Origin of the sequence: Microcoleus sp. CAWBG58 (assembly GCF_020883045.1) — a bacterium.
Taxonomy (GTDB): domain Bacteria; phylum Cyanobacteriota; class Cyanobacteriia; order Cyanobacteriales; family Microcoleaceae; genus Microcoleus.
The window spans coordinates 1-23924 of sequence record NZ_JAHRFA010000098.1 but is presented as its reverse complement, the minus strand read 5'-3'; the positions used below and the strand labels follow the sequence as shown (position 1 = coordinate 23924).

At 45.8% G+C, this 23924-nt stretch carries 23 protein-coding genes; 12 read left to right on the top strand and 11 right to left on the bottom strand.

Annotated elements, in window-relative coordinates; genetic code table 11:
• Positions 1-702 precede the first annotated feature (702 nt).
• On the bottom strand, positions 703-2037 hold the full coding sequence (locus QZ918_RS28810) for a tetratricopeptide repeat protein (protein ID WP_293341430.1): 1335 nt from the start codon (positions 2035-2037) through the stop codon (positions 703-705).
• Positions 2038-2059: 22 nt separating this feature from the next.
• Between QZ918_RS28810 and QZ918_RS28805 the strand changes: the two genes are divergently transcribed.
• The 4 genes from QZ918_RS28805 (at position 2060) to hisC (ending at position 6584) form a co-directional block, all read left to right on the top strand.
• Positions 2060-3307, top strand: coding sequence for an esterase-like activity of phytase family protein (locus QZ918_RS28805; protein ID WP_293341427.1), 1248 nt, complete (start codon positions 2060-2062; stop codon positions 3305-3307).
• Between the two features lie 422 nt (positions 3308-3729).
• Positions 3730-4581: an alpha/beta fold hydrolase gene (locus QZ918_RS28800; protein ID WP_293341424.1), complete on the top strand. Its 852-nt coding sequence runs from the start codon at positions 3730-3732 to the stop codon at positions 4579-4581.
• A 192-nt stretch (positions 4582-4773) separates the two neighbouring features.
• Complete coding sequence (locus QZ918_RS28795; RefSeq protein ID WP_293341421.1) at positions 4774-5487, top strand: glycerophosphodiester phosphodiesterase; 714 nt, start codon at positions 4774-4776, stop codon at positions 5485-5487.
• 50 nt (positions 5488-5537) lie between these two features.
• Complete coding sequence (gene hisC / locus QZ918_RS28790) at positions 5538-6584, top strand: histidinol-phosphate transaminase (RefSeq protein WP_293341418.1); 1047 nt, start codon at positions 5538-5540, stop codon at positions 6582-6584.
• Positions 6585-6837: 253 nt separating this feature from the next.
• Here the strand turns inward: hisC and QZ918_RS28785 are convergent, their stop codons facing one another.
• From QZ918_RS28785 to QZ918_RS28760, 6 genes are all read right to left on the bottom strand, one after another.
• Entirely contained in the window at positions 6838-7320 is a 483-nt protein-coding gene (locus QZ918_RS28785) for a type II toxin-antitoxin system VapC family toxin (protein WP_293341415.1), read from the bottom strand.
• The gene (locus tag QZ918_RS28780) at positions 7314-7610 is read right to left on the bottom strand and encodes an antitoxin family protein (RefSeq protein ID WP_293341412.1); all 297 of its coding nucleotides are present in this window, start codon (positions 7608-7610) and stop codon (positions 7314-7316) included. Before QZ918_RS28780 ends, QZ918_RS28785 begins: the two co-directional genes overlap by 7 nt.
• Positions 7611-7656: 46 nt before the next feature.
• Positions 7657-8457, bottom strand: a complete 801-nt coding sequence (locus QZ918_RS28775) for a class I SAM-dependent methyltransferase (RefSeq protein WP_293341409.1) — start codon at positions 8455-8457, stop codon at positions 7657-7659.
• 139 nt (positions 8458-8596) lie between these two features.
• On the bottom strand, positions 8597-10237 hold the full coding sequence (locus QZ918_RS28770; protein WP_293341406.1) for a 2-isopropylmalate synthase: 1641 nt from the start codon (positions 10235-10237) through the stop codon (positions 8597-8599).
• A 339-nt stretch (positions 10238-10576) separates the two neighbouring features.
• Positions 10577-11098 carry a LabA-like NYN domain-containing protein gene (locus QZ918_RS28765; RefSeq protein ID WP_006633075.1) on the bottom strand — a complete coding sequence of 174 codons (522 nt, stop codon included), beginning with the start codon at positions 11096-11098 and terminating at the stop codon, positions 10577-10579.
• Positions 11099-11821: 723 nt separating this feature from the next.
• Positions 11822-12469, bottom strand: a complete 648-nt coding sequence (locus QZ918_RS28760; RefSeq protein ID WP_293248611.1) for a response regulator transcription factor — start codon at positions 12467-12469, stop codon at positions 11822-11824.
• A 414-nt stretch (positions 12470-12883) separates the two neighbouring features.
• Between QZ918_RS28760 and QZ918_RS28755 the strand changes: the two genes are divergently transcribed.
• Positions 12884-13072 (top strand): hypothetical protein, encoded by a 189-nt coding sequence (locus tag QZ918_RS28755; RefSeq protein ID WP_293341404.1) that lies wholly within the window; start codon positions 12884-12886, stop codon positions 13070-13072.
• A gap of 46 nt (positions 13073-13118) precedes the next feature.
• On the opposite strand, the gene QZ918_RS28750 is transcribed toward QZ918_RS28755, so the two are convergent.
• Entirely contained in the window at positions 13119-13559 is a 441-nt protein-coding gene (locus tag QZ918_RS28750; protein WP_293341401.1) for a (2Fe-2S) ferredoxin domain-containing protein, read from the bottom strand.
• 346 nt (positions 13560-13905) lie between these two features.
• Here QZ918_RS28750 and groES point away from each other — a divergent pair, with 346 nt between their 5' ends.
• The 5 genes from groES (at position 13906) to QZ918_RS28725 (ending at position 17534) form a co-directional block, all read left to right on the top strand.
• Positions 13906-14217, top strand: coding sequence for a co-chaperone GroES (gene groES, locus QZ918_RS28745; protein WP_194008182.1), 312 nt, complete (start codon positions 13906-13908; stop codon positions 14215-14217).
• A gap of 136 nt (positions 14218-14353) precedes the next feature.
• Positions 14354-15994 carry a chaperonin GroEL gene (groL, locus tag QZ918_RS28740; RefSeq protein WP_293341398.1) on the top strand — a complete coding sequence of 547 codons (1641 nt, stop codon included), beginning with the start codon at positions 14354-14356 and terminating at the stop codon, positions 15992-15994.
• Positions 15995-16439: 445 nt separating this feature from the next.
• Positions 16440-16622 carry a DUF6888 family protein gene (locus QZ918_RS28735; protein ID WP_293341395.1) on the top strand — a complete coding sequence of 61 codons (183 nt, stop codon included), beginning with the start codon at positions 16440-16442 and terminating at the stop codon, positions 16620-16622.
• A gap of 111 nt (positions 16623-16733) precedes the next feature.
• Positions 16734-17093, top strand: coding sequence for a hypothetical protein (locus tag QZ918_RS28730; protein WP_293341392.1), 360 nt, complete (start codon positions 16734-16736; stop codon positions 17091-17093).
• Between the two features lie 24 nt (positions 17094-17117).
• Positions 17118-17534 (top strand): hypothetical protein, encoded by a 417-nt coding sequence (locus QZ918_RS28725; protein WP_293341390.1) that lies wholly within the window; start codon positions 17118-17120, stop codon positions 17532-17534.
• A 36-nt stretch (positions 17535-17570) separates the two neighbouring features.
• Here the strand turns inward: QZ918_RS28725 and QZ918_RS28720 are convergent, their stop codons facing one another.
• A complete protein-coding gene (locus QZ918_RS28720) occupies positions 17571-18047 on the bottom strand; it encodes a GNAT family N-acetyltransferase (protein WP_293341387.1) in 477 nt (158 codons plus the stop codon).
• Positions 18048-18280: 233 nt separating this feature from the next.
• Here QZ918_RS28720 and QZ918_RS28715 point away from each other — a divergent pair, with 233 nt between their 5' ends.
• On the top strand, positions 18281-18940 hold the full coding sequence (locus QZ918_RS28715; protein ID WP_293341384.1) for a glutathione S-transferase family protein: 660 nt from the start codon (positions 18281-18283) through the stop codon (positions 18938-18940).
• A 165-nt stretch (positions 18941-19105) separates the two neighbouring features.
• Here QZ918_RS28715 and QZ918_RS28710 read toward each other — a convergent pair whose 3' ends face one another.
• Both QZ918_RS28710 and QZ918_RS28705 read right to left on the bottom strand, forming a co-directional pair.
• Positions 19106-19744, bottom strand: a complete 639-nt coding sequence (locus tag QZ918_RS28710) for a GNAT family N-acetyltransferase (protein WP_293341382.1) — start codon at positions 19742-19744, stop codon at positions 19106-19108.
• 819 nt (positions 19745-20563) lie between these two features.
• Entirely contained in the window at positions 20564-20770 is a 207-nt protein-coding gene (locus tag QZ918_RS28705) for a hypothetical protein (protein WP_293341379.1), read from the bottom strand.
• 630 nt (positions 20771-21400) lie between these two features.
• Between QZ918_RS28705 and QZ918_RS28700 the strand changes: the two genes are divergently transcribed.
• On the top strand, positions 21401-23924 hold a 2524-nt coding region (locus QZ918_RS28700; RefSeq protein WP_293341376.1), incomplete at its 3' end, for a GAF domain-containing protein.

The following is a 23924-nucleotide window of genomic DNA, read 5'->3' as shown; positions in this document are numbered from 1 at the left end:
TAAGTCTTTTAAAATCGTCAAATTTTTGTTTGAGTTTTTCACCAAGGAACATAAATTTAATTTCCCCAAAATCAATCAGTACACCTATACTACCGATACATAGAAAATGATTTAGGATTGCTATATTATTCTATTTCGCGAGAAACTTACCAGTCCGCAGTATCTTCCTAGGGTGCACAATAAGCACCCGATCGCGTTTCAATTACTCGCATCACAAATTAGGATCGGAAATTAAATAATTTATACCAATTTTCAACGAAATAACAGCATTCTTGTTCCCCCCTTGTAGGGGCGGTGCCCCCGTGCCCGCCCTGGCTAGGCGGGTCTTCGAGTGTTGCACAATTTTAGATAAATGGTATTACATAAGCTTGTGGAATGGGCGTCCCGCCCGTTCAGAAAGGACGGGCGGGACGCCCATTCCACTAGAACCATCAAATTGTAAGTTATTTATAGCCCAATACGGTTGACTTAAGAAGGATCTGACTTGCCAAAAAATCCTGTACTGCCTATAAAATCGTCAGATGAACTTCCCCAAAAAGTGTTAAGTAAACCGTATTGATTTATAGCCTTTCTCAAAAAGATGAGGTATAAATGACAGCTTATATAACCACTTAAACCAAGAGGGCTGAAGCCCAACAACGTACCTCATCTTTGTGACAACCGCTATAATTCTCATTCCTTGGCATGATTGTCTGCGGACAACTACGAAGTCCGTTGCAATTGCTTGTTAACCTTGATAATCTTCTTGTCAAAATACTCTTTTCTGTGTCCCAATCTTTTAGCCACTTCCAACCCCTTCTGATAAGCTTCTAAAGCTTTCTTGTAATCCTTCATTTCCTGATAAACTTGACCGAGATTGTCGTAAGCATTCATCAATCCGTACCAGTTGTAAGCCCGTTCTTCCAAAAGTAACTGCATTTGATAGATTCGCACAGTCGGTTCTAGCTGTTTTTGCGATCGATAAAGCAGTGCTAATTTATCCAAAGCTTCGCTAGCTTGGGCGTACTGTTGAATCGGGACGGCTAAATTGTATGCTTCCTGATAATATTGAGCTGCTAGGTTGATTTGACCTATAGTTTGGTAATCGGTGCCGATCGCAATTTTGAGCGGTGGTATCGCAGCCGGATTTTGCAGGTTGACATACACTGAGGTCAATTTTTCCCTAGCTGCGATCGCCTTTAGGGGCTGTTTCGACTGTTGGTAAACGTAGGCTAACTGTCTCAGAGTATCTACCTCTGTCGGAGCAGTTACGGGCTGTGGTGGCGCGCCATTTCCCGCCGTTACAGCAGTAACTGGTACAGCAGCATTAGCCGCAAATAAAGCGCGGTTTTCCTGAATTAAAGTTGCCAATTCCTCATACACCGCAGCCGCTTTATCGTAACTCAGCCAATTGACGTGAATAAGTGCGATCGTCTTTAAAATCTGACCCTGAGCCAATATATCTTGATTTTGGCGCGCATTTTCCAGGATTTGTTGGTAAACTTCTACAGTCGGGCCTTTAGCGCGCACCTGCCCAAAAGCCGCAGCTAAAGCCGGGAGCAACTCAGTATTTACCGGCACTTGCGATTTAACTTGTTTGTGAATTGCTTGCAGCCGTTTAGTAATAAGCTGAAGTTCCAGGTTTTTATTGCTACTCCAAGCAACACTTCCCACCCGACTCAAAGCAGCAATTTCCGCCGCCGGGCCAAGATATCGGCGCAGTCGCAATTCTCGAAACCAAATATCAAAAGCACCAGCCCCATCTCCAGCTTCCAGTTTAGCCGCTGCTTCTAAGCTTAGCTTTTCCAAGGCCGCACTCAGCTCCTCCCGCTGAGTGCTACTCAAAGATTCAGTAGCGGGTTTTAGGGGATCGGGTGTGGTAAGTTCTAGAGGATTAGGAGAAAATTGATCGAGGGGTGGTGGATTAGTTTGGGCGCTAGCGATCGAACCAGCACACAGCCACAACCAAAGCAAGCACCCAAATGGCACAGAATTTCTCATAAAAGAAATATAATTGCCACCATTCGGCAGCCCTGCTCGAAACATCAAGTTTTGCATATTTAACAAAACGGTATAAATTATGTCACAAAGATGGCACACCAGCCAACTGTTCAACAAGAGCAACAAAATACAATTTACCGCACTGAGCAATTATTGGGATTTGCAGGCTTTGGGCGATCGCATTTTGCGCCTATTCAGTTTAGCTCTAATTTTCCTAACTGTATGCACAGCTTGCGCCGCCCCTCCCGCTGTTGCTAGAGATCGCTCTTTTCCAGAAATATCCCTAGGCTTTTTGGGCGAGTACCAATTGCCAAAAATCAACTTTGAAGGATCGCCAGTCGGCGGTTTATCAGGAATCACCTACGACGCCAAAGGTATTAGTGGTGTCACTTCCAAGGCTTATCGTTTTTACGCCCTTTCCGACGACAAAAGCGAAAACGGAGAAGCCAGATTTTACAGTCTCCGACTCGATCTTAAATCCAGCGATCCAGCCAATATCAGCCTCGAAAAAGTTTCTATTGAAGGCGTTACATCCCTCAAAAAAGGGGATGGTGAAACCTTTCTTTGGGGTTCCATCAATCCCGAAGGTATCGCCCTGTCTCCACGGAATTCAGTATTTGTCGCCAGCGAAAGCAGCCCTCCTTTTGTCGGAGAATTTGACCTCACCACCGGGAAATTGCGAGGAAATTTGCCAATTCCGAAGCGCTACATCCCCGATACCAACGATGAAAAACAACAGCAAGGAGTCCAGAAAAGTTTAGGTTTTGAATCCTTAAGCATCGACCCAGAAACCTTTAGTCCTGGCGGTCTCGATCCGTTTAGGTTGTTTACAGCCACAGCAGCGCCGTTAATTCAAGATTTAGACCCAGACAAAGCAAACAAAGTCCGTCTTTTACATTATATCATCGTCGATAAAACACCACAATTAGTCTCAGAGAATCTTTACAAGACAGACGAAGTGCCGATGACTGTTTTGAACGGGCTAACAGAATTGGTAACTGTCGGTGGCGGTCAATTTCTGAGTTTAGAGCGTTCTTTTGGGATATCGGGATACAGCGCTAGAATTTATCAAGTAGCGGTTGGGGCGGCGACGGATACTTCGAGAATCGAGAGTTTGAAAGGGCAAATTGCCATGGTCGAACCTGTGAGGAAAAAGTTGCTTTTGGACTTGGGTGAATTGGGCATTCCGCTGTACAATTTAGAGGGAATGACTCTCGGCCCGCGTTTGCCAGATGGCAGCCAAAGTGTGGTTTTGGTGAGCGATGATAATTTTGAGGAGGCTCAAAAAACTCAGTTTATTTTGTTGAGTTTAAAAGGTAAAATTTAGGGTGATGATTGTGTTTGGTATCGCAGTCCTTGCAGGAGTCTTCAAAAGTTGACAGTTAAGAATTTTAGAGCGACCTCTACCTAGAAATGTGAGGTACGTTGTTGGGCTTTAGCCCTCTTATGCTTTAGCTCTGTTATATTTATTATATAGTAAGCAAGGTCGCCTCAAAAAATCTATTTACAGTCATACCTCATCTTTCGCTCTAAAGGCTATATATCAGAAACAAGATTCCTCCGAGTCATTGGTTTGCTAACAAGTTTTTTGGTGACGAATGCAAGTCCTAGTTAATGGATGCGGACTAAAGTCCTCACTACAAACTTTTGGATGCGGACTAAAGTCCTCACTACAAACCTTTGGATGCGGACTAAAGTCCTCACTACAAACCTTTTGCGTATTCCTGAAATTAGTCAAACTTTTTCTATATGCCTGCACGCCACAGTTTAAAATTACCAGATATCGAACTTTCTTATCTAGAATGGAACTCACAAACAGGGACAGAAAAAGTTCCGCGTTTGCTGTTATTGCACGGTTTAGCAGATAGTGCAGTGGTTTGGACTGGTTTGGGTAATTACTTGTCCAACCGCTATCATGTTGTAGCGCCGGATATGCGCGGCCACGGAGAGAGTAGCAAACCGGAAACGGGTTATACTTTTTCAAGGGCGATCGCAGATTTGGAAGCTTTGATGGCACACCTCAACTGGCAAAATGCCCACATTCTCGGACATTCTTGGACTGGAAAACTAGCATTAATTTGGGCGCGGCAGAATGGCGATCGCATTTCGAGTATGATTTTAGTAGACCCAATCTTCATCACCAAGCTGCCCGCTGTGATGAAACTCAGTCTACCAATAGTTTACCGCAAATTAGACTGTCTCAAATGTATGGGCCCGTTTGCAACTTTAGCCCAAGCCGAAGCAGCCGCCAAACAATCGGGAGAATACGCAGGCTGGAGTGAAGTGCAACAAATGATCTTCCAAAACCAAATCGAACAAAAATCTGACGGAAGTTGGGGAAGTAAATTTGTGATTTCCGCCAGAAATCAGATTTTTGCAGAAGTAATGGAAGTTGCCGGTTTAACGGAAAATATAGATATTCCTACTTTGTTCGTACAGCCGGAAACAGGCGTAAATCGCATGGATTGGCAAATGCAGCCCTACAAAACATACTTGCAAAATCTAACAATTGCCAAAGTACCGGGGAATCATTGGTGTTTTTTGACTCAACCGGAAACTTTTAATCAAACTGTGGCAAAATTTTTAGATAGCTGTTCGTAGTGAGGACTTTAGTCCTTCAGGTTCGTAGTGAGGACTTTAGTCCTTCTTCAGACAAAATAAAAAGGACTGAAGTCCTTACTACAAACTGGACTTTAGTCCTTCTTAAGACTTGCACAAAGGACTAAAGTCCTTACTACAAACTAGGACTAAAGTCCTTACTACAAACTAGGACTAAAGTCCTTACTACCAAGCATGAATTTAGAAATTATTGCACATCGGGGATTTTCGTCGATCGCCCCTGAGAACACTTTAGCAGCTTTTGAACTGGCGATCGCCCGTGGAGCCGATTCGATCGAGTTTGACATCCAGCTATCGGCTGACGGCGTGCCCGTGGTTTTCCACGACGCCACGCTGGATAGAATCACCGGAGTTTCCGGTAAAGTCAGGGAAACAAACCTGTCAGACTTGCAGAAACTTAATGCTGGTAAATGGTTTAGCGATGAATTTTCACGGGAAAAAATTCCTACCTTCAAAGAAGCCTTAGCTATCCTCAAGAATGTTGACAAATTTCTCTACTTTGATGTCAAGCCGCACTGCGAATGGTCGGATACAGAAGTTGCGGAGTTTGTCAATACTTTGCACCGTGCAGGAATTCAAGAAAAATGCGTTATTACCTCGTTTAGCGACAAATTTCTCGGACAAGTGCGGCGGCTGAATGGCGATTTGGCGATCGGACATATTGTTGCTAATTTAGAAGCATATAAAACTCAATTGTCTCAGGCTGTCGCCCATCGGGATAACTTGATTACCAGCCTGTATCGTGTTTTGCTAGAAAACCCCGCACTAATTCCAGAAACCCGCAATCAAGGAGTTGACATTGTAGCGTGGACGGTGGACGATCGCGCAGATATGCAAAAGTTAATTGATTTGGGTGTAACTCGGATTGTCACTAATAGTTTGATATAATTTGTGCAACCGCAGACAGGCAGATAAAAGCAGGTGAACGCAGATAAATTATGAATTATTTTCGCAAAAGTATCCACGAAATGTCTGGTTACGTGCCGGGAGAACAGCCACCGCTAGGCACAAAAATTATTAAACTCAATTCTAATGAAAATCCCTATCCACCTTCTCCCAAAGCTTTAAAAGTGCTTCAGGAAATAGACCCAGAAATGCTGCGGCGCTATCCAGATCCAACGGGTAAAACTTTCCGCATCGCCGCTAGTAAAGCTTTGGGTGTTCCTGACGATTGGATTGCGGTAGGTAACGGCAGCGACGATTTATTAAATTTGATCGTTCGCGCGGCGGGCGAATCGGGTAAACAGATTGTTTGTCCCTCACCTACCTATGTATTGTACCGCACGCTGGCAGAAATTCAGGATGCAGAATTTGTCCAAGTTCCCTATCCCGATGACTACAAGTTACCCGTAGATTTGCTAATAGCAGCTAAAGGTGCTGTGACATTTATAGCTTCGCCGAACAGTCCGTCTGGAACAGCAATATCTGTGACAGATTTGGAGAAACTGGCTCAAGAGTTATCGGGCATTCTGGTAATTGATGAAGCCTATGTAGATTTTGCCGAAAATAATGCTTTGGAATTGACAAAAAAGTACAGTAATGTTATAATTTTGAGAACGCTTTCCAAAGGTTATTCCCTAGCAGGATTGAGATTGGGTTTTGCGATCGCAAATCCGGCGCTGTTGGCTGAATTAAATAAAATAAAAGACAGCTACAACGTGGATGCTATAGCCTATGCGGTGGCGGCCGGGGCGATCGCAGATTCAGACTACAAAACAGCCAACGCTGAAAAAATCAAGGCTTCCAGAGCGCAACTAGCTGTTAGTTTCCAGGAATTAGGCTTTGAAGTTTGGCCCTCGCAAACCAACTTTTTGTTAATCAGGCCGCCAAACGGCGATGCAGAAAGGATTTATCAAACACTGAAACAGCAGGGAATATTGATTCGATACTTCAATCAGCCGCGATTGGACGATAAATTGCGAATTAGTATAGGTACGGAAGAACAGAATCAAATATTACTTAAAACATTGAAAGAAATCCTCTAGATAACCACCCAGCAATATAGGTTCGTAGTGAGGACTTCAGTCCTTTCCAAGGTTCGTAGTGAGGACTTCAGTCCTTTCCAAGGTTCGTAGTGAGGACTTCAGTCCTTTCCAAGGTTCGTAGTGAGGACTTGTCCTTTCCAAGGCTCTTAGTGAGGACTTCAGTCCTTTCCAAGGCTCGTAGTGAGGACTTCAGTCCGCATCAGGCTCGTAGTGAGGATTCACTCCGCATCTATCGGAGGACTCGCATTCCCCACTACAAACCATTTGATTGCGGATAATTATTAGGATTGTCGATCGCCAATCCCGCAGACTGAGCAATATCCAGCAGCCTGTTATCCGCCGAAACAAAAACTAATTGAGTATCTGGCATTGATGTTAAAAGAGATTTAACGCGCAAAGCAGACGCCAATTGCACAGCATCGTAAGCGCGCAGCGGATATTGAACAATCAATTCACCAGCCATTTCAACCAGTCGCTCATCAACTTCGATAACTCTATACCGACTATTGAATTCAGAACGAAAATTTTGAATAAGTGCAGCAACTTCCGCAGCATTTATACTACCTTCACGCTGTCTGCGCGCAAAAGCACTAAGAACTTCCACCCACGTTATCCGCACCATCAGCAGCGAGTTACCAGTCTCGGAATCCGTGAGCGTCTTGATCCAAGGGCTGCCAATTTCAACCATATATCTTTTGATGAGGGCGCTGCTATCCAAAAAATAAATGTTTACCACGGGCCGCGATCCTCGATAATAATTTCTGATAAAGGCTTGCCCGGTTTTGCCCCTAACCTTTTAGCCAATTCATACACATCTTCATCAGTGACAGCCTCGACTTTATCGGGAGCATTCGGTAGTGGAATCACCAATCCTCGATCGACTAAAAACTGGATGGCCAATTCTGCCTGCTTTTTTGGATCGTCTGGCCAGAGTTGAATCTGTACAGTTTCCCCATCTTGGAAAGACACGGAACTCAGGGGGCGAAAAACCCCATTTTCGTAGACAGCAGTAATAGTTTCTGGCATAATTAGCCTCTGAGTTAAACGCTTTGACTTATTCTACTTCTTTTAATTACTTAGTTGCCACCACAGCCAAATTCCAAGCCAACCGCTTCATCAAAGGCAACTTCTTCAACCACCCATCCAACCCTTCCAAACGAGAATATTCCGGCTTCAATCTCTCTTGTTCAATAATAATCTTCTTCCAATAACGCTCCTCATTCGGATGCACTTTTTCGATTAAATAAAAGCGCAAAAAAATCCACAGCGATGTCAGCCAAAACGTATCGTAAGCCGTCTGGGAAAACAGAGACTTGACAAGTTTCACAATATTAATATCCAAAGGAGTTTCATCCTCAGTCCGCACCTCAGTCGCCATCCGACGGTAAACATTAATCACCGGATTGTGCTTCATCGGATCCCAAAAACAAGCTTTACCACCGGGTTTCAGCACGCGCTGCATTTCGTGAATCGCCTTTTCTGGTTCCGGCAAATGGTGCAGCAAATTGGAAGCGTAAACAATATCAAAACTGTTGTCAGGGAAATCTAGTGCCATTGCATTGACAGTGCAACCTTCGATTGTTACGCCATTTATTTCTGCCAATTTCAGCGCCACATCTACCATGCCCTGAGAATAGTCTGCCGCCACGCAATTAGCACCTTTCTTCGCAAAATAAACGCTATTTTCTCCGGCGCCACAGCCTAAATCTAACAGGCGTTTTCCTGTGATATCGCCTATTTGCTTGAGGATAAATCTATTTTCTGGGGCGGTGCAAGCTTCAAAGTAATCATTGACTCGAATGCCGTCAACGTCGATTGTTGATGCCCAAGCATCGTGAAATTGCCGCTCTTTTTTTAAAGTTTCGTCTTGCATTTTTTTAATGTTTGTTGTTGGTAAAAAAAATTGGAAACCGCAGATGAACGCGGATTAACGCAGATTAGTTGAGATTTATCTGCTTCCAGCGACGTTCGCCTGCGGTTTGCTTTAAGGAAGATGGCTGAGAATCAATTTATCAGCGCTGTGCTTCTGCGACAACTTGATTTGCGATCGCAGTTGGCTGTTCGGAGGATTTTTCAGGATTAGCCTGCAATGCCTGATACAACCGATTTAAGGCGCTGATATATGCTTCTGCGGAGGCGACGATGATGTCAGTATTGGCTGAGTGGCCGGAAAATACTTTGCCTTCGTGTCGCAAGCGGATTGTTACTTCGCCGATCGCATCTATGCCCGCTGTTACCGATTGTACAGAAAACTCGATCAACTCGTTGGGTACGTTTACCACGCGGTTAATTGCCCTGTAAATGGCATCTACAGGGCCAGTGCCGATCGCAGCATCCGTCAATTCTTCTCCCGCCGGATTCCGCACCGTGACGGTTGCTGTCGGGCGCGATTTGTCGCCACAAGAAACCTGTACCAATTCTAACCGGAACAGTTCGGGAGCTTGGTGGACTTCGTTGTTGGCGATCGCCTCCAAATCCCAATCAGTAATCTCTTTTTTCTTGTCCGCTAAATCCTTAAACTTGACAAAAGCCTTATTTAGCTCATCATCTGCCATTTCAAAACCCAACTCTTTCAAGCGAGTTTGAAATGCGTGGCGCCCGGATAATTTGCCCAAGATAATTTGATTTTCGGTTAAGCCGATCGACTCAGCGTCCATAATCTCGTATGTCAGCTTATTTTTCAGCACCCCATCTTGGTGAATTCCCGACTCGTGGGCGAAAGCATTGGCACCGACAATCGCCTTATTTGGCTGCACCAACATCCCAGTCAAATTGGAAACCAAGCGCGAAGTTTTGTAGATTTGGCGCGAGTCAATATTCGTCAGCGGTTCCTCAGAATCCGCAGGCCGCCCCAAGAACGGATTATAATATTGGCGCCGCACGTAAAGCGCCATTACCAACTCTTCCAGAGCCGCATTTCCCGCCCTTTCCCCAATCCCGTTAATCGTGCATTCCAACTGTCTGGCGCCATTTTTCACAGCTTCCAAAAAGTTAGCAACCGCCAATCCTAAGTCATTGTGCCCGTGAACCGAAATGATTGCGCGATCGATATTCGGCACATTTTCCTTAATTCCCCGAATCAAAGCCCCAAACTCGCTGGGAGTCGTGTAGCCAACAGTATCGGGAATATTAACAGTAGTTGCACCAGCGGCGATCGCCCTTTCGAGAACCTGATACAAAAACTCCGGTTCCGAACGGCAAGCATCTTCCGGCGAAAACTCCACATCATCCACAAAAGACTTAGCATAAGCCACCATTTCCGGCACAATTTCCAGAACCTCAGCCCGCGTCTTTTTCAGCTTGTATTCCAAGTGGATATCAGACGTAGCCAGAAACGTATGAATTCGCGAATTTACGGCTGGTTTCAAAGCTTCGGCTGCTGTTTTAATATCTGGCTTGCGCGCCCTGGCTAAACCGCAAATTGTCGGCCCATCTTCCGTCCCAACACTCCGAGCTATTTTTTGGACTGCCTCGAAATCTCCCGTGCTGGTGAAAGGGAAACCCGCTTCAATCACATCCACGCCCAATCGCGCTAACTGACGGGCAATAGTCAGCTTTTCATCCACATTCAGAGATGCACCCGGAGATTGTTCTCCGTCCCGCAAAGTCGTATCAAAAATAATAATCCGGTCTTGACTTGGTTGAGTTTTCATAGCTCTAAAAAAGTGTTGTCCTGATTTTTACTTGTCCGTTTTTCTGGGTACGCGAGTTCCCAGTGAGTCGATCAATTTTAGATTTTAGATTTTAGATTTTAGATTTAGTTCACAGATTCAGATTCATCTACGAGTTTGAACTTTGGTCTAAAATTTTTGACTGCTCGCGACAGGAGTCGAAAACTTGTATCCCTTTTTGGGCGATCGCACCAGTCTTGTGTTTCGCGCCCATAACCCATAACCCATAACTGCTGACTGCTGACTGCTGACTAATAACTACTAACTAATAACTACTGACTACTGTCAACTGTCAACTGTCAACTGTCAACTGTCAACTGACTAATAATCCATTTTCTCGATATGTTCCCGAATTTCATTTAGGTCTATATACCTATCAGTAGCATTTCGCAATTCTCTAGCAATCATTCCTTCGGTAGATACCACAGTAATGTGAGTATTTTTCGATCGCAGTAGCTCGATCGCCCTCTCAAAATCCCCATCCCCGCTAAATAGCACAACTTGGTCGTACTGATCCACCGTATTAAACATATCAACCACAATTTCTATGTCTAAATTAGCCTTTTGAGAATATCGGCCCGAAGCATCATCGTAATATTCCTTAAGAATCTTAGTGCGAACCGTGTAACCCAGACTGATCAAAGCATCTCGAAATCCCCTTTGATCTTGCGGGTCTTTCAAACCCGTATACCAGAAAGCATTGATCAAGATGACATTTGGCTGCGAAGTTTTGAAATATTCGAGCACCCTGCGTGGATCAAAAAACCAGCCGTTCTTTTGTTGAGCGTAGAACATATTGTTCCCGTCCACAAAAATAGAAAGGCGGTTCATTAAGTTTGTCATAGAACTTAGACCTAATAATTGTAGAAAGAAGTTAATCTAAATATCACATTTTAGCAATATGGAGCTAACTGAGGCAATAGATTAAACTTCAGAAAACTCCATCCCCCCAGTATTTCATATTTTTGCCTCTACCGCCAGAGGGCTCTTTTAGGGGTGCTTGGATTCGATCGACCAACCTTCAAAAACCCGACTCTCAGTAACTCGGTAGAGGCTGTGGTTTGAACCTCCCCAGGGCTAAAGCGACGGGGATTCGGGCCCACCCAAAAGGGCGACAGTGGGACATTCAAATATCCCTCTAGACCCTCAAGCTTGTGGCTATTGGGCTTACTTTTTATTTGTTTGTTTTCCGAGTCCATCACTCTTGCCAGATAGGTACGCTCCTCAACCTGCCTTTATTTGCCCTTTAAGTATTCTGGGTTAGCGTGCCAGATATCTCGGTTGCCGGGATTTCCCCGCACTAGGTTGATTCAACACGTAGATGGTTATTCTTACTCACCTCTGGATTTTACCACTGTGGCGGTCGCCGCGCACTCGCTCCAAGGCGACTGAAGTCGCTAATCGGCTATACTCCAGCCTTAAAAGGACGGGGCTTGCGCCTCGTTTTTCGGTCAAGCTTAATGGGGATCGAAACTACCACGCCAACCACCCTATCGCCCAGCAAGCATACCGAATCGGATTGCAGTATCTTTTTCTCCCCTAATTTCACAGCGCTAGAGCCTAAACTCAAGCCTTTTTGCTTTCCAGGGCCCAGCGAGCTAGCTCTGTCCGGTTGTGCAGACCTGTTTTGCCCAGCATATTGCTAACGTGGCTCTCTATAGTGCGCTGGCTGACATTCATCACGTCTGCGATCTGGCGGTTTGCCATACCCTGCGCTAGCAACTGTACCACCTTTAACTCAGTGGGAGTCAATTCGACATTGCGGCGCGCCTTAATTTTCGGGCCGCTCTCAATACCTGGATTTGAGTGACGAATCAAGCGGGACGCTGCTTTTAGAGAAGATTCTACTTGGGCTACCAGTTCTTCGGGTTCAAAAGGCTTAACTATATAAACATCAGCTCCAGTGCTCAACCCTTTTACTCGATCGGAACTTTGACCTTTGGCGGACAAGAAAAGAACCGGAATCCAGTTCGTGCGGGGGTCTTCTCTGATGTGTTTGACTAAAGTGTAGCCGTCCATTTCCGGCATCATCACATCACAGATGATCAAATCCGGAACTTCTTGTTCGAGTTTTTCTAGAGCGTGTCTGCCGTTTTCTGCTGTGATGACGTTGTAGCCCCGAAACTCTAAGTAATCCTTGACTAGCAAGATCAAGTTCGGGTCGTCGTCAACCAGCATCAGCCGTTTTTGCTCTCCTGAATTATTGTCCTTCATGTTTCTTCCCGCTAGAGTATCCCGCACAATTCCTTGTTTTTCACTCCTGTTTTTTCCGTCAGTCCAGTGTCAGCCCGGTTGGTTGGGAGTTGAGGACGGCGGTGGGGTGAAGGGATGGCGGTGAGGGGAAAGCGGGGCGGGTGTTACCGCTTCCCAACCAGTGTTCAATGCCCGTTTGTGAATGTCTTGCGACCTGGAACGGAGCCAAAACCTGTAATGGACGATCGCCTGTCACGATCGGCCTTGATTGATGGAAGACTCACGCTCCCGAGCCCAAGTTAAATATTTAATCTCGATCGGTTCAATTGCAAGTTGATGCCCCGGTTTTAAATGATACTTCTGATATAGAGAAATTTAAGCAGGCTCCCTACTTACGTATTTAACTATTTCTAGTGTAGTTTGGCAAACTGCCGGATGTCTGCTACTGAGAAACTTTTCGGTAAACTCTCGCCAGAACGCGATCGAACTGCTTCGATACACCTCCTAAAAAAAACACACAGCGACAAGCAAGACTACCAGAAACAGGCAGGAGAGTACAGTTGTTCGATCGATCCACAGGTGCGATCGCCCAACGCGCTCACGCTCTCTACTTTACCGTCTTAAACCTAACACCTTACTTATCCTGCTGTGCTTTTTCACCGCGCTATAGTTAAATATCTGCTTTCGCCTCAGCAGGCTCCGGCAAAGGATGAGTTAAAAAAGCGTATTCTTCAACCACCTGTGAGCCGATCAGATGTTCTTGAATAATTCTCTCGATGACGGGGGGCGTAACATCGCGGTACCACACTCCGTCTGGGTAGACTACCATAATAGGGCCCGACGCGCACACTCGCAGGCAGTTAGCTTTAGTCCGAAAAATGCAAGTTGGCCGATCGGCTTTTGGCTTGTCCAACCCCAATTCTTGCAAGCGTTTTTTTAAGTAATTCCAAGCCACCAGACTGCTTTCTCGATCGCAACACTTGGGCACGGTTTGGTCGGCACAGATAAAAATATGTCGCTCTATTCGATCTATTCCCAGGCTTTGGACGCAAGCGCTCAAGCCTTGGCTGCAAGATTCATCGTTGTTATTTTCAGATTTATTTTCAAACATTTTATTCATTCGTTAATAATAATTAATTAGCGATCGAAACTCATCACCCCTCTCCCCCTCTCCCCCTCTCCCAATCTCTCCCAATCTCCCCCAATCTCCCCCAATCTCCCCTAATCTCCTCCAATCTCCCAACTGTCAACTGTCAACTGTCAACTGTCAACTGTTGAACCCTCATCCTCGGTTCGGGAACCCGTACAGACAGATAAGTTGCGATCGCCCCTTACTAAAGCTAAATTAGCACTCAGGAGTCGAGAGTGCTAATATGTCAGTGTAAGCAGTCAGCCGTTGCTTTCATCGCGACCACTGACGGCTAACTGACTAGGATCTGTAATCTGGAGATTTATTTATGGCAGCAGTATCACTGAGTGTTTCTACCGTTAAACCGCTAGGCGAGCGCGTGTTCGTGAAAGTAAGCGCTAGCGAAGAAAAAACCGCCGGCGGCATCCTTCTACCCGACACAGCTAAGGAAAAGCCCCAAGTAGGCGAAGTTGCGGCCGTGGGCCCCGGCAAGCGCAACGACGACGGCAAGCGCGTTGAAATGGAAGTCAAAGTCGGCGACAAAGTTCTCTACTCGAAGTATGCCGGTACCGACATCAAACTCGGCACTGACGAATACGTCTTGTTAGCCGAAAAAGATATTTTGGCGATCGTCAACTAATTAATCATTAGTCATCAGTCATCAGTCATCAGTCATTAGTTTAAAGCGAACGCCGCCAAACAACTAATGACACAAGACAAATGACTCGCCATCCATCCCCAATCTAAAATCTCAAACCCTCTCATCCCCAAAAACTATGGCTAAGCGCATCATCTATAACGAAAATGCACGTCGCGCCCTCGAACGCGGTATGGACATTCTCGCCGAAGCAGTCGCCGTTACCCTCGGCCCCAAAGGACGCAACGTCGTTCTCGAAAAGAAATTCGGAGCTCCTCAAATCGTCAATGACGGCGTAACCATCGCCAAAGAAATCGAACTAGAAGATCACGTCGAAAATACAGGCGTTGCTCTAATTCGTCAAGCCGCCTCCAAAACCAACGACGCAGCAGGCGACGGCACCACAACTGCTACCGTTTTGGCTCACGCAATGGTCAAAGAAGGCCTGCGGAACGTAGCTGCTGGTGCAAATGCGATCGCCCTCAAGCGCGGTGTTGACAAAGCAACCGGCTTTTTGGTAGAAAAGATTGCCGAACACGCCAAACAAGTAGAAGATTCCAAATCCATCGCTCAAGTCGGATCGATCTCTGCTGGTAACGACGATGAAGTCGGCCAAATGATTGCCAACGCCATGGACAAAGTGGGCAAGGAAGGCGTGATTTCCCTTGAAGAAGGCAAATCTATGACCACCGAACTCGAAATCACCGAAGGGATGCGCTTCGACAAAGGCTACATTTCTCCGTACTTCGTCACCGACACCGAACGGATGGAAGCGATTCTAGAAGAACCCTTCATCTTGCTGACAGACAAGAAAATCGGCTTGGTACAAGACTTAGTACCAGTGCTCGAACAAGTAGCCCGTTCCGGCCGCCCGCTGCTGATCATTGCAGAAGACATTGAGAAAGAAGCACTAGCTACCCTCGTTGTCAACAAGCTGCGCGGTGTGTTGAATGTAACTGCTGTTAAAGCACCTGGTTTTGGCGATCGACGCAAAGCCATGTTAGAAGATATCGCCGTATTGACCGGCGGTCAACTGATCACCGAAGACGCTGGTTTGAAACTGGAAAACACCAAACTGGACATGATCGGCAAAGCCCGCCGCATCACCATCACCAAAGACAGCACCACAATTGTTGCCGAAGGTAATGAAGTCGCAGTCAAATCTCGTTGCGAACAAATTCGCCGTCAAATGGACGAAACCGAATCTTCCTACGACAAAGAGAAGCTGCAAGAACGCTTGGCCAAATTGGCTGGTGGCGTAGCAGTGATCAAAGTCGGCGCTGCGACTGAAACTGAAATGAAGGATCGCAAACTGCGTCTTGAAGATGCGATCAACGCCACCAAAGCTGCTGTCGAAGAAGGCATCGTTCCTGGTGGCGGTACAACTTTGGCTCACCTAACTCCTCAATTGGAAGAGTGGGCTAACAGCACTCTCAAAGGCGAAGAATTGACCGGTGCATTGATTGTTGCCCGTGCTCTAGCTGCTCCTCTGAAGCGGATTGCTGAAAATGCTGGTTTGAATGGCGCTGTCATCGCTGAGCGCGTCAAAGAAAAGCCGTTCAACGTTGGTTTCAACGCAGCGACAAATGAGTTTGTCGATATGTTTGAAGCTGGTATCGTTGACCCTGCGAAGGTAACTCGTTCTGCTCTGCAAAATGCCGCATCTATTGCTGGCATGGTGCTGACAACCGAGTGTATCGTCGTTGACAAGCCTGAACCGAAGGATGGCGCTCCTGCTGGCGCTGGCGGCGGCATGGGCGGCGGCGACTTCGATTATTAAGTCGATTAAGTCGATCGTTTGATGGGGCGGGCTTTTGGACCTGCCCTGTTATATTGATAATTGTTGAACGGAACGTAATCTTTTCCTATCATTCCGCTCCTCAATAATTCCACATATTGAGCGCCCAGGAAATCTTGATATTTCCAAGCACCCTTTTTATAATGGAACAAAAGAAAAAATTGCATAAAACACCCACGCCGGGGCGAATAACCGCCCCGGTTTTTTTGTTCTTTACAAATTTATGCCGATATTTTTCTGATACTTTTGGCTTGCCTTTTCCGTTGGGAAAATAATGTTCAAAATACTGCCATCGATAGAGTAGGGTGCGTCAGATGTTCAAACCCTGGATTATTAATCCATCACTTCGTCTGACGCACCCTACAAGCTAGCTCAGACGCGAGATTATACCCAAAAACCTAACCAGTTAAAAACAATAGGAGTTAAAATGAACCTGCCAACTGCTGAACAAAGCATCAAGTGTGTCATACTATGTCAATCCTTAACCAATAAATTCACCATCCCTGTTTTCATCTACCTAGACGAGCGAACAGGTAATCTATTTATACTGGCAGGAGATACTATAGAGATAGAAATCGATCGCGATGGTTCTTTGTTAGACAAAAATTAGAGCAACTGAAGACGAATTAGCTCTAAAAAAGCGATCGCCCCTTGCCGGAAATGGTGAGGGATTTTTTTCTGCGATACAATCAAGACAGCACTTAAAAATCGTGATTGAAACATGGTAACAAGCTTAAATGTATTGCAATCCCAACCATCTAGCCAATGGAAAGTGACACTCCTGTTAGAAACTCTCTCATCAGGACAGGTTTCTGCTTCTGTTTTCGAGTTTCCGCACTGTCGAGTTGAAGCAGCAACTCGGGAAGAAGCCATTACCCAACTTCAAACCACATTGTTAGAAAGACTTAAGCATATTGAAGCTATTTCCTGGGAAGTACCGATTCAGGCTTCAGAACCCACCTGGATGAAATTTGCGGGTGTGTTTAAAGACGATCCAGATTTTCAGGAAATTATGGACGAGATTCGTGCCGAACGTACCTCTGACGATGACTCTGAAATCGATCCCTCATACTACCTGTAGAGGTGATTTATAGGATAGTAAGCTATGTTTTGGGAACTGGCTCAAAAAGCAAACAATTTAGCTGTAATAATTGAAGAGCGTTGGGAAAAAATTCCTGGTAAAACGCAAGAATTACTCAAAACTTTTGCCTATGCTTTTATTGAACCGCCTCAAGGAATTAAAGAGAGGTTGCTTAAATTTGTGGGGATTTTTTATTTTGCTATCGCTTTACCTTGGATTCTGCTTAAAGGTGAATTCGAGAGTTATGTAGCTTATAAGAATGCCTTTGACAGACTTGTTAATGCAAGTTTAAGTGGGATTGAACGGGAAGATATGGCTTATGAAAAAGCACTATCTGAAGCCCTGGAAGAGACTTTTACAGAGTGGGAAACTAGCTCGGCGATGACGGCGGAGGAGGCCTGTGAACGGATCAGAGCAATTTCAAATCAAGCTCTCGAATAACTTTGAGAGAATTCAGCAAAAACTGATAGAATATTCTTAATTGCCCAAATCCTTGTCTTCAGAGACTGCAAAATTTTTAGTCATCAGAAAACGGTTATGAGGTTGATAACCGACTCGGTGATAAAGACGCTGTGCATCGGGATTTTCAAAATCTACTTCCAGATGAAGTGCTTGGACTCCCAAAACTCGGCAGGCATCCTCTACGAATACTAAAGTCTGACTTCCAATGCCTTTTCCGCGATAGTTGGGTCGGATATAAAACTCGTCTATAAAGGCATCCCGTCCTCGGTATTCTAAACTGTAACCCAGGGTCAAAATAATATAGCCGATCGCCTCATATTCTTGCTGAATCAGCCACAATTGTCCCAAAGACGGATCTGCCAGAAAATTTGCTAGGACATCTCGATCGACTTTTTCATCGAATGCCAGTTTTTCTGTTTTATGAAACTCTTGCACGAGTTCTAAAAGCAGCGTCAGATCGGAAATCTCTGCAACTCGGTAGTTAACCGTCATAATACATCCTCAAAACTCGACAAGCGATCGACTGCTGTGTGCTGTACCAGTTTAGCAGCGTAAGTTATCAAATGCTATCCAGGCTCGATCGCACTACAGGTAATGATGCCCGATCGCGCTAGAAGCACGATCGCCCCCTGTGCGTGTAAAATTGACTAAAATCTAAATATTTTCAGCAGCGCGATCGACAACTCAATCCTTAACACATCACTCTCTCAATAACCACAATCATCATGAAACTTTACCATACTCCCATTTCCACCAACTCCAGCCGCGTGTGGGTGGCCCTCTTAGAAAAAAAACTCGATTTTGAATTGGTGGAAATCCACTTGGACGGCGATCACTTGGAACCTGAATTTGTGGCAATGAATCCTTTTCATCGCGTCCCTGTTTTGGTCGATGGTGACTTCACTGTCGTCGAATCTCTGGCAATTCTTGACTATCTAGAAGCGAAGTATCCCGAACCGGCCATGCTGCCGAAAGATCCGAAAGATTTGGCAATTGTGAAAATGGTAGAATTGGTCACAGTTAACGAACTTGGGCCGGCACTTTATCCCCTCAGCAGTGAAAGAATGGGTTGGGGAATTCCTGAAGCGCAGGTAATCGAAAAGGCTAAGGAAAAAGTCGATTCTGTACTGACATTCTTTGAAGGTTTGTTGGACGATCGCCCTTTTTTCGCTAGCAACACTGTAACATATGCCGAGTGCGTTGCCGGTACGGTCGTGCCTTTGCTGTCCTGGGTTGATGTCTCGATAGACGGATATCCCAAAATTCAAGCTTGGTGCGATCGACTAATGTCTCGTTCCTCATGGCAAAAAACCCGATTCACCGAGACAGATTTGGCAGTTTACGCCTCTCGGAGACAAAAATTTCTCGAACAATCTCAAGCCTGATCAACAAATTCATTACCAAGGAATCGCTATTTGTTGAGGCTCAAGTTCAACTAGAAGTGAAGCAGCAGGTAGAAATTGGGTAGTGCTGCTTTCTTCAATGATGCAATTGATACAACTCTTTCTCCATAACGATTGAGCGTGCGAAAAGCAGGCGCTGATGCAACACTACCCATACTTAGTTGATGTAACGGAAATCTGCTTGCGTAAAAATAGCCGGCGCGGTTGGCCCAACAGCCAATAAGTCCAATGCCAATCCACCTGTTGCAAGCGGTAGCCTGCTTGATAGTACAATTGTCGCGCCCCGTGATTATTTTCCAAAACGTGGAGGTAAATCTCCGAAAATCCCCATTCTCGGGCTGTATTCTCGCAGTTGTCGAGCAGTTGTTGAGCAACTCCCTGCCGCCGATACTCCGGGTGAACTGCTAAATTTGACAAGTAAGGATAGTCGGAATTGGGTATTTGCCAAGGGAATCGAGAACGCAGAGCCATTTCTATTGTTCCTGCTATAGACTGAGTTTGGTGCGATCGATAATTCTGCATTCCTGACTCCCGCGAGACTAGCTCAGCAACGAGACAAATGTAGTGCTCTGCCTTAAAACGCAGTCGATTTTTTAAATCTTCGTAAATGCCTAAACGCAACACTGGATACACCCATTCTACAAACCCCTCGCGGGAGTGAAAGCTCATGGCCAAAATATCCGCTAGCTGCGTCAAGTCATTCGATGCAGCCACCCGGATCGAAAAGCCACAAAGTCCGGGAGTTTGTTGTTGGTGAGAAGCTGAGGAAAAAAAGGAAGGATTCACAATTCGAGGTCACTATATTAATTTTTCTACGCGGGTTACCGCTCTGCCCATCTGAGAAATTTTACTTCTGGTGATAATGTAATATCACTTTAAAAAAAAGAATGTAACTTTATACTAACTCCCAATCATGATATTCGTAATTGAAAATCTTAAATTTAAAATCTTAAATTTAAGACGTTCAATTGTATGACTTATACTCAGAATTTATGAATGCGATTCAATCACATTCTTTTTGTAATTTACTCTAACTATAGCCTTTCTCAAAAAGATGAGGTATAACTGACAGCTTATATAACCCTTAAACTCTTAGGGCCCAAGCCCAACAACGTCCGCGAATCTTTCTGATAACCGCTATATTATTTGAATGTAAATTGGAAGTATTCAGTATTTTAGACTAGATTTATTTCCAATAAAAACCCATCCCTTATACTAGATTTGTGGGTAGCGGGAAAGTTATTAAAAACAATCAAAAAGGTTTTAACGTCTGGTTCCCGGAAGCCTACCGCTCTCTGCTTGCGGAAATACCCGATCGAATATAATTTATCCGTTTAGCCGTAATTGACAATATCAACTATCTACTAGACTAATAGCGGGCGCGATCGCAAGTCGGATGTTGGCTGCCTGTCCCAGAACCCGACAACCCAGCTTTCAGCAGTGCTGGGCAATCAGCAAGCCCGTCCCCTCGCGAACAGGCCTTACCTGTTGCGCCGGAGGGCTAGATGTTGTCCAGCGATATTGTGCTGCGATACTGTGCTGCGGGCGATCGAGAGCTTCAAAACTTCGATCGAGCGGCTCGATCGGTTTCCACAGAGTACATCCCTAGCTAAGATTAACAGATGGATGCTCGAGATAGCGGTGTTTCGCCGCAGTAATTGCCTTGGGCGTTGGTCTGGACGAGGCATAAAAAATGCCGCGCTCTGCCCAAAAAGTGCCAGTCTCACTAAAATGGTACAGCAATTGCGTCACTCGCACTTCCCCGCCTGTGTTGTCTGTCTGTCCCCCCCCCCGAATATCAGTCAGGGACACAGGGGCCGGAGAGGAAAGCCATATCCTTGGCAGAATGTGAAAGTTGCTGTCACCTAGGCAGCAAAAACACAGGGGAAGATGTTGGTTGTCTCTTGTATTCTGCTACAGACAGTTTTTACACACCAAATAAAACAGGAAGATGAGCGATAATAGCACATAAAGAAAGGCAAATCCACTCACGATCGGGACGATTATTCCTATGTATTATGAGATATCCAGAGGGCAGTTAAAAGTTGCGGATTCCTATTTTCACGCTCAACATAGAGGTGAGGGGTTAAGGACACTTCCCGCAAGACGAGATTCTTGTGAATATCATTAAATAATAAAATTGGGGTGCACTACAGGCAACTGTGGCGATCGAAGAATTCGGAATTGAAAACCCATAAATTAAAAATCAAGGTTGATTCTTGCCTCGACCCACTCACAACAACTTCAGATTCACGAATTTGTGTGACACCAGTTTCAAAAAATAATGCAACTGCAGGCAAACTCCAAACTCTTATGCCATAAGTCATCCCAATCGAAAATCACAAATCGCAAATGGTATGACTCGTGCAATTGAAACCTGCGAATTCTTTTTTTCAACAGACTTATTAAATCGAACTGCCCCGGGGCACAGGAGAACGGTGCATGAATTCCCAATCAAATCCTAAGCTCAAACTTCTAATCGTCGATGACGAACCGGATAACCTCGACTTGCTTTACCGCACATTCCATCGAGACTATAAAGTGCTCAGAGCCGAATCTGGCCCCGCTGCCCTCGAAATTTTGGCAAAAGAGGGAGAGGTTGCTGTGATTATTTCCGATCAGCGAATGCCAAAAATGAGCGGTACAGAGTTTCTCAGCCTGACTGCGGCTCAATACCCCGATGTGATCCGAATTATTTTAACTGGCTATACGGATGTTGAAGATTTAGTTGAAGCTATTAATGCTGGCAAAGTATTCAAATTCGTTACCAAGCCTTGGGATGCTGAAGAACTCAGAGCTCTTGTCAGTCAAGCTGTTGATACTCACAATGTCCTGAAAGCCCGCACTAATGAACTCCGCAGGGCTCTCTCGCAAGAATCGCTGCTTTATGCCGTTACCAATACTATTCGATCGGCTCCCAATTACCAGCAAATGCTGCAAAGAATTGTGGAAACTGTCGGGCAGATGTTTGAGGTGAGTTGCTGTTTGCTGCGGCCGTTCCAAGACGGCCGGGTGGCTGATGAGTGGTTCGTTTACCAGAAGGCGGAAACTAAAGGGTTGCGGAGCGATTTTGAAGCTAGACGAGATGCTTCGACGGCCAGACTTTCGCCGGATTTGCTGCCGGATTTGGTTTGGGAAACTCTGGATGTGGAGGTGATTCAAGATGCTCAAACTGACGATCGAGTTTTAAGCTGGGACAATGAGCAGCGATTGCAGGCTTACCAAGCTGCGAATATTCGATCGAGCTTAATCGTACCGCTGTTTTACCAAATGGAACTGATGGCAGTCTTGGCGCTGCACCAGTTCGATCGACCGCGCCAGTGGGAAGACCACGAGGTACAGTTAGTAATTACGGTGGCAGATCAAGCGGCTTTGGCCCTTTCTCAGGCCAGGGCTTACGAACAGGTGCGGGCGCTGGCAAAGCGCGAGACCTTAGTCAATACTATTACTACGGCAATTCGATCGAGCCTTGACCCCCAAAATATTTTTGCAGCCATTACTCAACAACTCGGCCAAGCTTTGCAAGTTGACGGCTGCGCCCTATCTTTGTGGACAGAAGATGATGAGTATGTCCAGTGCGTTGGCCTCTACGACACAAATAGGGATACCGTGGCTGTCAAACAGGGTTTTAGCAATTCAGAGGTAATTGCGAACCCTCCACGCCCTGAGACTGATGCTGAGAGTGGTGTTTTGAACCCTCGGGGCTGGGTTTTTGCCCATCCTTCCCTGCCGCAGTCTTTGGTACCGATTCGCGGCAATCCGGTGTTGCTGCAAGTCATGGTATCAAAAGAGCCGGTGGCGATTGAAGACCTCAGCGAACGCCCCGATTTAAATGTTACAGAACTGCAAGTGCGATCGCCAGCCAGGGCTCTGTTAGTCGTTCCCTTAATCTCCGAAGGCAAAATCATCGGCAGCATTTCCCTGCGCCAAAATTGCAGCACCCGCCGCTGGAACCTCTCAGACATTGACTTGGCTCAAATAGTTGCAACTCAAGCTGCTTTGGCGGTGCAGCAGTCGCGCCTCTACCAGACTACCAGACAGCAGGCAGAACGGCTCTTGGAAGCCGATCGGCTCAAAACCGAATTTTTCCAAAATATCTCCCACGAATTCCGCACTCCTCTCACCCTAACTATCGGCCCTCTAGAATCAGCTTGCGGCCGCAAAGAAGACTTACCCTACGAACAAGCCGTCATCGCCTTGCGGAATTCCCGCCGCCTCCTGCGCTTGGTAAATCAACTCCTGGACTTGCAGCGCCTCGATGCGGGACGGATGCAGCCGAGTTTTCGCCCCTGCGATTTAGTCGGTTTCTGTTACTCTACGGCAGAGTCTTTCCGCGCCTACTGCGACAAAAAAGGACTGCACTTAATTACCCAACTGCAAGACTGTCCTTTACTTTATTTAGATATTGAAAGATTTGACAAAGTTATTTACAACCTGCTATCAAATGCTGTCAAATTCACCCCAGAAGGGGGAACAATCACCCTCACAGTTGAACCAGCGGGCGCTCACTGTTTGTTGCAAGTAAAAGACACCGGCATCGGCATTCGCACCGAACAAATTCCCTATTTGTTCGAGCGCTTTCACCAAGCCGAAGGTTCGGCCAGCCGTTCCTACGAAGGCAGCGGTTTAGGTTTGGCACTTGTTAAAGAATTAGTCGAACTCCACGGCGGTCAAATTTCCGTCGATTCTGTTTACGGCGAAGGTACTACTTTTAGTATTTGGCTGCACTTCGGTTCGACTCATTTGCCCCCAGAACGGGTACTGGAAATCCCCGCCGAGTTTCACGCATCCAAAGCTGCGGTGGAACTGGCAGATGTGGAGGCTGACTTGTCGGAAGATGAAGCAGAAAATCATAACTTTGAGGCTCTAGAACCGATAAATTCTGAAACAGTAGCTGGCACGGTTTTGGTGGTTGACGACAATCCAGATTTGCGCTTTTATGTGTCGGAAATTCTGCGAGAGTCAG